We start from the raw sequence: 9,105 nt of genomic DNA, 5'->3' as shown, positions 1-9,105 counted from the left end.
ACCACGCCGTCGTGCGTGGTCGCGATCAGGTTGCCGTCGCGCGCGCAGGCCAGGCTGAGGATTTCGGCACCGCCCAGCGCCGCGTCGTACGACCGGGTCTCCCAGGCCCGTCCGTCGAAACGCCTGACGTCGCTCATCCCGGCAAACCACAGATGGCCGCGCCCGTCGGTACAGCCGTCGGTCACCGCATCGGTGACCGGTTCGTTGCCGACGGCGGGGAGGGGCGCCGTCGCGGGGAAGACGTGCATGCCCGCTTCCGTGGCCATCCAGACGCGGCCGCCGTCCGCCAGCACCTGGTTGATCTGCGGCCACCGCGCGACCAGCGCGGTCCTGCCGTCCTCCTGCGTGCGCCGCAGCAGCGCGCCGCCGTAGGTGCCCGCCCACAGGTGGCCGTCCGCGTCGAGCGCCATACTGCCCCATTCCTGTGTCGCGTACGCGGGCTGGGCGGGGTCGGTGCGGAAGCGGCGTTCGCCGGGCACCTGCCAGGCATGGCCGGAGCGCGTTCCGACGTGCAGGATGCCGCGAGGGTCGCGCAGCACCGAGATCATGACGTCGTTGGGCAAGCCCTGCGACGTGGTCCAGTTTTCGAGGTTCCCGTAGCCGAGTAGTTGCACGAGGCCGCGGCCCAGCGTGCCCAGCCAGATGCCGTGTTCGCGGTCCTGCAGGATCGCGGTGACGCCGCCGCCGACGTCCAGGCCGTTCTGGCGGCCGAAGAGCTGCCACCGGCCGTCCTGCCAGCGCAGCAGCCCGTCGTCGGCGTTCGTCAGCACCCGGCCATCCGCGTCCAGGCGCATCTCCGTGAGGAGCTGGCGCTTGCGGATCTCGGACGGCGTCCGCTCCTGGAAGCGCGTGGCGCCCGCCGGCAGCACGAAGACGTGCGTCGCGCTGCGCACCCAGAGCGTGCCCGCGCCGTCACGCAGGATGCTGCTCCAGGCATCCGCGGGCAATCCGTCCTTGCCGTCCCGGACGGTCACGCGGCCGCGGGCGACGCTGCACAGGGCCGTGCCGCAACCCATCCACAGGGCGCCGTCCGCGTCGGCGTGGATGCTCAGGATCGTTGCCAGCCCGGGGTAGGCGCGGATTTGATCGGGCGTAAAGTAGGCGCGGACGTCGCCGCCGTCGCCGCGTGGCGTAATCTCCACAAGCCGGTCGCGCGCCACCACCAGCACGCGGCCGTCCGCCGTCGCGGCGACGGGCTGGCCCGGCCAGACCTCGATCGGCTTGCCGTCGAACCGGACGGAACGGAACCGCCTGCCGTCGAACCGGTATAGATTCTCGTATGTCCCGGCCCACATGCCCGTCGCGCGGCCGTCGACCAGCGCCGTCACGATCTTGTCGGGAAAGCCCTGCGCCGGACCGTAGCGGCGGAAGCCGGTGCCATTGAAACGGAACAGGCCGTTCTGCGTGCCGATCCATACATAGCCGGCGGCATCCTGGGACGCCACCGTGACGGACAGGTTGCCGAGGCCCTCGGCCTGGCCGTAGGCCTTCAGCGGCAGGTGTTGTGCCGGCGCGCGCGCGCACAGGAACGCGAGCGCCAGGGCCGCAAGACGAAGGAGCAGCTTGGGATGCATGAAGGGACGATGACTGACCTGAAGGCTTTGAATTGCGTAAGAGTAACATTTATTGCGCGTGCGTACTTACGATTGCCGATTCCTTTTGTGCTGCAGCGCAACAAAGCAAATAGTCGTATGTTTTCAATTTATAGAATACAATTATGCTGTTACTTAAGTCAGCCGCAAAGGATCGTCATGTCCAGCACCACCCCAGCGCAGGCGGGCAGCCTGCTGCTCATGTCGCGCGAGGATAACTGCCTCATCGCGCGCGTCGACCTCAAGGCCGGCGCCACGGTCGTCATCGACGGCCGCGAGGTTGCGCTACCCGGCGACGTCCGCCTCGGCCACAAGGGCGCGCGGCGCGACCTGGCGCCGGGCGACAAGGTGCTGCGCTATGGCGCCATCATCGGCACGGCCACGGTGCCCGTCGCCATCGGCGCGCACATCCACACGCACAACCTGGAAAGCGACTACATCCCGACCTTCACGCTCGACCAGGACGGCCACCATTTCATCGGAAGCAAAGCACCATGACCACCTCCACCGACATCACCCTGGCCGCCCTGTCCGGTTATCCGCGCGCGGACGGGCGCAAGGGCATCCGCAACGTCGTCGTCGTCGCCTACCTCGTGGAGTGCGCGCACCACGTCGCGCGACTGATCGTGAATGCGTTCCCCGGCCAGCCCGTGCACCTGATCGGCTTCCCGGGCTGTTATCCGAACGAATACGCCGACACGATCATGCGCCGCGTGCTGACGCACCCGAACGTGGGCGCGGCGCTGCTCGTGTCGCTCGGCTGCGAGAGCTTCGACAAGAACGGTGTCGCGCAAGCCGTCGCCGACAGCGGCCGGCCCGTCCACACGGTGACGATCCAGGACGTCGGCGGCACGCGCTCCGGCGTGAAGAGCGGCGTCGAATGGGTGCAGTGGGCCGTCGAGGACCTGGCGCGCCAGGAGCGCGTGCCGATGCGCCTCGACGAACTGGTCGTCGCGACGATCTGCGGCGGTTCCGACAGCACGAGCGGCATCACGGCCAATCCGGCCGTCGGCGCGGCGTTCGACCGGTTGATTGCCGCGGGCAGCGCGTGCGTGTTCGAGGAGACCGGTGAACTGGTCGGCTGCGAATTCCACATGAAGCGCCGCGCCGTCACGCCGGAACTGGGCGACGAGATCGTCAAGACGGTCGAGAAGGCGTCGCGCTACTACACGATCATGGGCCACGGCAGCTTCGCGCCGGGCAATGCGGACGGCGGCCTGACGACGCTGGAAGAAAAATCGCTGGGCGCATACGCGAAAAGCGGCGCGTCGCCGATCAGCGGCATCATCAAGCCGGGCGACCAGCCGCCCACGGGCGGCCTGTACCTGCTGGACGTCGTACCGGACGGCGAACCGCGCTTCGGCTTCCCGAATATCTCGGACAACGCCGAGATCGTGGAACTGATCGCGTGCGGCGCGCACGTCACGCTGTTCACGACGGGCCGCGGGTCGGTGGTCGGCTCGGCCATTTCTCCCGTCATCAAGGTGTGCGCGAACCCGGCGACCTACGAGCGCCTGGCGGACGACATGGACGTCAACGCGGGCCGCATCCTCACGGGCCATGCGACCATCGAGGAAGTCGGCGACGAAATCGTCGACCTCGTCGCCCGCGTGGCGAACGGCGAGTGCACGAAGTCGGAAGACCTGGGCCACCAGGAATTCATCCTCACGTACAAGCAGTTCGAGCCGATCGGGCCGCGCTGCCTGCCCTTGAAGGCAGCTTGATATGAGGCAGCCTGACATGAACGTCACGCGACTGGGCTTGGGCTGCGCGCAACTGGGCGGCCTGTACGACCCGATGGCGGAAGCGGACGCGTACGCGCTCGTCGACGCCGCCTGGGACCTGGGCATCCGCTATTTCGACACGGCGCCGTACTACGGTTTTACGCTGTCCGAGCACCGCCTGGGCGCGGCGCTGCGATCGCGGCCGCGCGGCGACTACACGATCAGCACGAAGGTCGGTCGCCTGATGTGGCCCGATCCGGACGTGCAGCCGGGCGAATGCGGGTGGGCGGCGCCGCTGCCGTTCCGGCCGCATTACGACTACACGCACGACGGCATCATGCGCTCGCACGAGGACAGCCTGCAGCGCCTCGGCCTGGACCGCGTGGACATGCTGTACGTGCACGACATCGGCCGCGTCACCCACGGCGAACGCCATGCGCACTACTGGGGGCAACTGACCGAGGGCGGCGGCTTCCGCGCGCTGGCGCAGTTGCGCGACGAGGGCGCGATCAAGGGCTTCGGCCTCGGCGTCAACGAGTGGGAGGTGATCGCCGATGCCATGGACGTGTGCGCGCTCGACTGCGTGCTGCTGGCCGGGCGCTACACCCTGCTGGAGCAGGCGTCGCTCGCCCCGCTGATGGACCGCTGCGCGCGGCAAGGCACGCGCGTCGTGATCGGCGGGCCGTTCAACTCCGGCATCCTGGCGGGCACGAACAAATTCAATTACGAGGACGCCCCGGCGGCGGTCGTCGAGCGCGTGCGCGCCATCGCCGCCGTCTGCCGCGACGTCGACGTGCCGCTGCAGGCCGCCGCGCTGCAATTTCCGATGGCCCATCCGGCCGTCGTGTCGTGCATTCCCGGCGCCCAGAACATCGACCAGCTGCGCCGCAACGCGCACTGGTTTTCCCAGCCGCTGCCGGCCGGCCTGTGGACCGCGCTGAAGGATGCCGGCCTGCTGGACCCGGCCGCGCCAGTGCCGTCGACTTGATCTCCGGCCTGATTTTTCAATATCACCGTAACAAAGGAATACCATGAAACTGCTGCGATATGGCCCGAAGGGCGCCGAGAAACCTGGCCTGATGGACGCCGACGGCGTGATCCGCGACCTGTCCGGCGTGCTGCCCGACCTGACCTCGGCCCAGCTGGCCGCCGGCGCGATCGCCCGCCTGTCGGACCTCGACCCGAGCCGCCTGCCCGTCGTCGAACAGCCGGTCCGCTACGCGCCGGTCGTCGCCGACATCGGCAAGCTGATTTGCGTGGGCCTGAACTATTCGGACCACGCGGCCGAATCGGGCATGGCCGTGCCGGCGGAACCCGTGCTGTTCACGAAGGCGACCAGTTCGATCATCGGCTGCAACGACCCCGTCGTGCTGCCGCGCGGTTCCGTCAAGAGCGACTGGGAAGTGGAACTGGGCGTCGTCATCGGCAAGCGCGCGCGCTACGTCGACGAAGCGAATGCGCTCGACTACGTGGCCGGCTACTGCGTCGTGAACGACCTGTCCGAGCGCGAATACCAGCTGGAGCGGGGCGGCCAATGGGACAAGGGCAAGGGCTGCGACACGTTCGGCCCCGTCGGCCCATGGCTCGTGACGACCGACGAAGTGCCCGATCCGCAGAACCTGGACATGTGGCTGGAAGTGAACGGCAAGCGCTACCAGACGGGCAATACCCGCACGATGGTGTTCACCGTCGCGCACCTGGTGAGCTACATCAGCCGTTTCATGACCCTGCAGCCGGGCGACGTGATCAGCACCGGCACCCCGCCGGGCGTGGGCCTCGGCCAGAAGCCGGATCCGGTCTACCTGGAACCGGGCGACCGCATGCGGCTCGGCATCGAAGGCCTGGGCGAGCAGGCGCAGACCGTCCACGCGTGGAACGAGGCGCTGATCGACGGCTGATCGTTCGTGATCGTTCGTGAATAAAAGGCGCACGAGCGCCAATACGGAGACATTGCAGACATGACGGACCCCTCGACGCGGCAGTACCGGTTTTCCCTCGTGATGATCACCACACTGTTTTTCATGTGGGGGTTCGTCCATAATCTCGACCCGATCCTGATCCCGCACCTGCGGCGGTCGTTCAGCCTGACCGTGCTGGAGTCGGCGCTGGTGGATTCGGCCGTGTTCATCGCCTATTTCGTGATGGCGCTGCCGGCGGGCCTCCTGATCCGCCGCGCCGGCTACAAGGCGGCGATCATCTGCGGCCTGCTGCTGTTCGCCACGGGCTCGCTGATGTTCATCCCGGCCGCGAACACGCAGCAATACATCGTGTTCCTGGCCGCGCTGTTCACCATCGCGTGCGGCCTCACGATCCTGGAGACGGCCGCCAATCCGTACGTGACCCTGCTGGGCCGGCCGGACCGCGCGGCCCAGCGCATCAACCTGGCGCAGTCGTTCAACGGTCTCGCCGCCACGCTGGCGCCGATCATCGGCGCGCGCCTGATCCTCGTGCACGGCGCCGACGACGCGCAGCTCGCCGCGATGCCGGAAGCGGCGCGCCAGGCGGCGCTGGCGGCGGAAGCGGCCAGCGTGAAGGGGCCGTACATGATGCTGGGGCTCGTCATCCTCGCCATCGCCGTCGTGTTCTGGTTCCTGAAGCTGCCGGAAGTCGGCGGCCGCTCGGACAATGCGCCGGCCAAGAGCTCGCTCGGCGAGGCGCTGGCCGTGCCGTCGATCCGCCGCGGCGCGATCGCCCAGTTCTTCTACGTGGGCGCGCAGGTGTGCGTGTTCAGCTTCTTCATCCTGTACGCCACCCGGTCGGCGGGCGTTTCGCCCGTGACGGCGGCGGACTACCTCGGGTGGGGCTGCGGCATGGCGTTCATGGTCGGCCGCTTCGTCGGCACGGGCCTGATGCGCGTCGTGGCGCCGGCGCGGCTGCTGTGGATGTACGCGCTGGCGTGCACGGTGCTCGCGGCGGTGGCGATGGTGGCGACCGGCGTCGCCAGCCTTGCCGCGGTGATCGGCATCGCGTTCTTCATGTCGATCATGTTCCCCACCATTTTCTCGCTGGGCCTGCAGGGCGCCGGCCACCACGCCGACATGGGCAGTGGCCTGATCATCATGGCCATCGTGGGCGGCGCGCTGCTGCCGCTGCTGTTCGGCTTCGTCAGCGACGTCACGCACAACGTGCAGTACGGCTATGCGGTGCCGCTGCTGTGCTTCGTCGTCATCGCCTGGTTCGCGCGCGCCTCGCTGCGGCAGGCCAGCCGCGAAGCCCGCGCCACGCCATCTTCCATGGGAGTCACGAAACGTGTTTGAATTGAACGACAAGAAAGCCGTCATCACGGGCGGCGGCAGCGGCATCGGCAAGGCGATCGCCCAGCTGTTCGCGCGCCAGGGGGCGCATGTCCATGTGGTCGACCTGAACGACGCCGCCTGCCTGCAGGCGGTGCGCGAGATCCGCGAGGAGGCCGGCCGCGTCACCTCGCACGCCTGCGACGTGTCGCGCCAGGCCGACGTGGAAGCGCTGATGGCCGCGATCGGCCCGTTCGACATCCTCGTCAACAACGCCGGCATCGCCCACATCGGCAAGGCCGACACGACGAGCGAAGAGGACTTCGACCGCGTCATGAGCGTCAACGTCAAGGGCGTCTACAACTGCCTGCACGCGGCGATCCCGCAGCTGCGCGCGAACGGCGGCGGCGTCATCGTCAACATGGCGTCGGTGGCGGGCTCGGTGGGCATCAAGGAGCGCTTCGCGTATTCCACGGCGAAGGGCGCCGTGATGGCGATGACCCTGTCGGTCGCGAAAGACTACCTGCAGGACGGGATCCGCTGCAATTCGATCTCGCCGGGCCGCGTGCACACCCCGTTCGTGGACGGTTTCCTGGCGCGGAATTATCCGGGCCGGGAGGCGGAGATGTTCGAGCAGCTGTCGAAGACGCAGCCCATCGGCCGCATGGGCAGGCCGGACGAAGTGGCCGCGCTCGCGCTATACTTGTGCAGCAACGAAGCTGCCTTCATCACGGGAACCGATTATCCGATCGACGGCGGCTTCATCACCCTGAACACGTAAAGCCGCCTGATGATCATCTCTTCCGCCACCGACTATCGCGAGGCGGCGCGCCGCCGGTTGCCGCCGTTCCTGTTCCATTACCTCGACGGCGGCTCCGGCACCGAGTCGACGTTGCGCCACAACGTGGACGACCTGCAGGCCGTGAGCCTGCGCCAGCGCGTGCTGAAGGGTTCCGAAACCCTCGATTTGTCGACCGAGTGGTTCGGCGTGAAGCGCGGCCTGCCGCTGGCGCTGGCGCCGATCGGCCTCGCGGGCATGTACGCGCGCCGCGGCGAGGTGCAGGCGGCGCGGGTGGCGGCGGAACGCAACATCCCGTTCATCCAGTCCACCGTCTCCGTGTGCCCGCTGGCCGAGGTGGCGGCGCAATCGTCGCAGCCGCTGTGGTGCCAGCTGTACGTACTGAAGGACCGCGGCTTCATGCGCGACTACCTGCGCCGCGCGCGCGAGCTGAACATCGACACGCTCGTGTTCACCGTCGACATGCCGGTGCCGGGCGCGCGCTACCGCGACGCCCATTCCGGCATGAGCGGGCGCCACGGCCCGCTGCGCCGCGTGCTGCAGGCGATGCTGCATCCGCGCTGGGCGTTCGACGTCGGTCTGTTCGGCCGGCCGCACGACCTGGGCAACATCTCCGCGTACCGCGGCCACGCGACGGGCCTCGCGGACTACATCGGCTGGCTGGCCGCCAACTTCGATCCGGGCATCAGCTGGAGCGACCTGCAGTGGATCCGCGACGAGTGGCAGGGGCCCATGGTCATCAAGGGCATCCTCGACGCCGGCGACGCGCGCGACGCGAAGGCGTTCGGCGCGGACGGCATCGTCGTGTCGAACCACGGCGGGCGCCAGCTGGACGGCGCGCTGTCCACGGCGAAGGCGCTGCCGTCCATCGCGGCGGCGGTGAAGGGCGACCTGACGATCTTCGCCGACTCCGGCGTGCGCACGGGCCTGGACGTCGTCCGGCTGCTGGCGCTGGGCGCGGACGGCGTCCTGATCGGCCGCGCGTTCATCTATGCGCTCGCGACGGGCGGCGCGGCCGGCGTGCGCAACCTGCTCGCCATCCTCGAAAAAGACATCCGCACCAGCATGGTCCTGACGGGCGTGCAATCCGTGCGCGACATCGGGCCGGACTGCCTGGCCTGACCTTCTGCGCCGGCGCGGCCGCGCCGGCTATTCAATTTCATACGCGGGAATGGCGGTTTTCGATTGCTTTACGACTATAAATGTCTTAAATTTATAGAATACAAAACGAAAGGCAACGACATGAGTCAGATGAAGTGCGTGGTATGCGAATCCCCCGGCGACCTGCAGCTGGGTTTCAAGCCGGTGCCGGAGGCCGGTCCGGGCGAGGTGCTGCTGCGCGTACGCCGTATCGGCGTGTGCGGTACGGACATGCACATCTTCCGCGGCACGCAGCCGTTCCTCGCGTATCCGCGCGTGATGGGACATGAACTGTCCGGCGAAGTGGCCACGGCGCCCGCCGGCTCCGGCCTCGCGCCGGGCGACGAGGTGCTCGTGATGCCGTACCTGTCGTGCGGCGACTGCGTCGCCTGCCGCAAGGGCAAGACGAACTGCTGCACGCGGATCCAGGTGCTGGGCGTGCACCGCGACGGCGGGTTGGCCGAATACCTCGCGGTCCCGGCGCAGTTCGTCCTCAAGACGGAAGGCATTTCGCTCGACGATGCCGCGATGGTGGAATTCCTCGCCATCGGCCTGCATGCGGTACGCCGCGGCGCCGTCGCGGCAGGGCAGCGCGTGCTCGTCGTCGGGGCGGGGCC

The 9,105-nt window shown here is 68.3% G+C and carries 8 protein-coding genes and 1 pseudogene; 8 read left to right on the top strand and 1 reads right to left on the bottom strand.

The features are described 5' to 3' along the window. Positions 1-1,574 (bottom strand): annotated as a pseudogene (locus ACEN88_RS18150) (hypothetical protein); the annotation flags it as partial. A gap of 177 nt (positions 1,575-1,751) precedes the next feature. On the opposite strand from ACEN88_RS18150, the gene ACEN88_RS18145 reads away from it, so the two are divergent. The 8 genes from ACEN88_RS18145 to ACEN88_RS18110 all read left to right on the top strand — a co-directional run. Further along, positions 1,752-2,090 (top strand): UxaA family hydrolase, encoded by a 339-nt coding sequence (locus ACEN88_RS18145; RefSeq protein WP_413341757.1) that lies wholly within the window; start codon positions 1,752-1,754, stop codon positions 2,088-2,090. Then, positions 2,087-3,316, top strand: a complete 1,230-nt coding sequence (locus ACEN88_RS18140; protein ID WP_413341754.1) for a UxaA family hydrolase — start codon at positions 2,087-2,089, stop codon at positions 3,314-3,316. Before ACEN88_RS18145 ends, ACEN88_RS18140 begins: the two co-directional genes overlap by 4 nt. A 16-nt stretch (positions 3,317-3,332) precedes the next feature. Then, on the top strand, positions 3,333-4,304 hold the full coding sequence (locus tag ACEN88_RS18135) for an aldo/keto reductase (RefSeq protein WP_413341752.1): 972 nt from the start codon (positions 3,333-3,335) through the stop codon (positions 4,302-4,304). 43 nt (positions 4,305-4,347) lie between these two features. Then, a complete protein-coding gene (locus ACEN88_RS18130) occupies positions 4,348-5,214 on the top strand; it encodes a fumarylacetoacetate hydrolase family protein (RefSeq protein WP_413341750.1) in 867 nt (288 codons plus the stop codon). 60 nt (positions 5,215-5,274) lie between these two features. Then, on the top strand, positions 5,275-6,573 hold the full coding sequence (gene fucP, locus ACEN88_RS18125) for an L-fucose:H+ symporter permease (RefSeq protein WP_413341748.1): 1,299 nt from the start codon (positions 5,275-5,277) through the stop codon (positions 6,571-6,573). Then, entirely contained in the window at positions 6,566-7,330 is a 765-nt protein-coding gene (locus ACEN88_RS18120; RefSeq protein WP_413341746.1) for an SDR family NAD(P)-dependent oxidoreductase, read from the top strand. The genes fucP and ACEN88_RS18120 overlap by 8 nt, the downstream gene beginning before the upstream one ends. 9 nt (positions 7,331-7,339) lie before the next feature. Beyond that, complete coding sequence (gene lldD / locus ACEN88_RS18115) at positions 7,340-8,470, top strand: FMN-dependent L-lactate dehydrogenase LldD (protein ID WP_056125748.1); 1,131 nt, start codon at positions 7,340-7,342, stop codon at positions 8,468-8,470. A 129-nt stretch (positions 8,471-8,599) separates the two neighbouring features. Beyond that, positions 8,600-9,105, top strand: a 506-nt coding sequence (locus ACEN88_RS18110) for an alcohol dehydrogenase catalytic domain-containing protein (protein WP_413341758.1), incomplete at its 3' end; no start/stop codon positions are given.

The sequence above is a fragment of the Massilia sp. CT11-108 genome (assembly GCF_047302915.1).
Taxonomy (GTDB): Bacteria; Pseudomonadota; Gammaproteobacteria; order Burkholderiales; family Burkholderiaceae_D; genus Telluria; species Telluria orientalis.
Note: the sequence above shows the minus strand (reverse complement) of the source record. Positions and strands in the feature narration are given on the sequence as shown.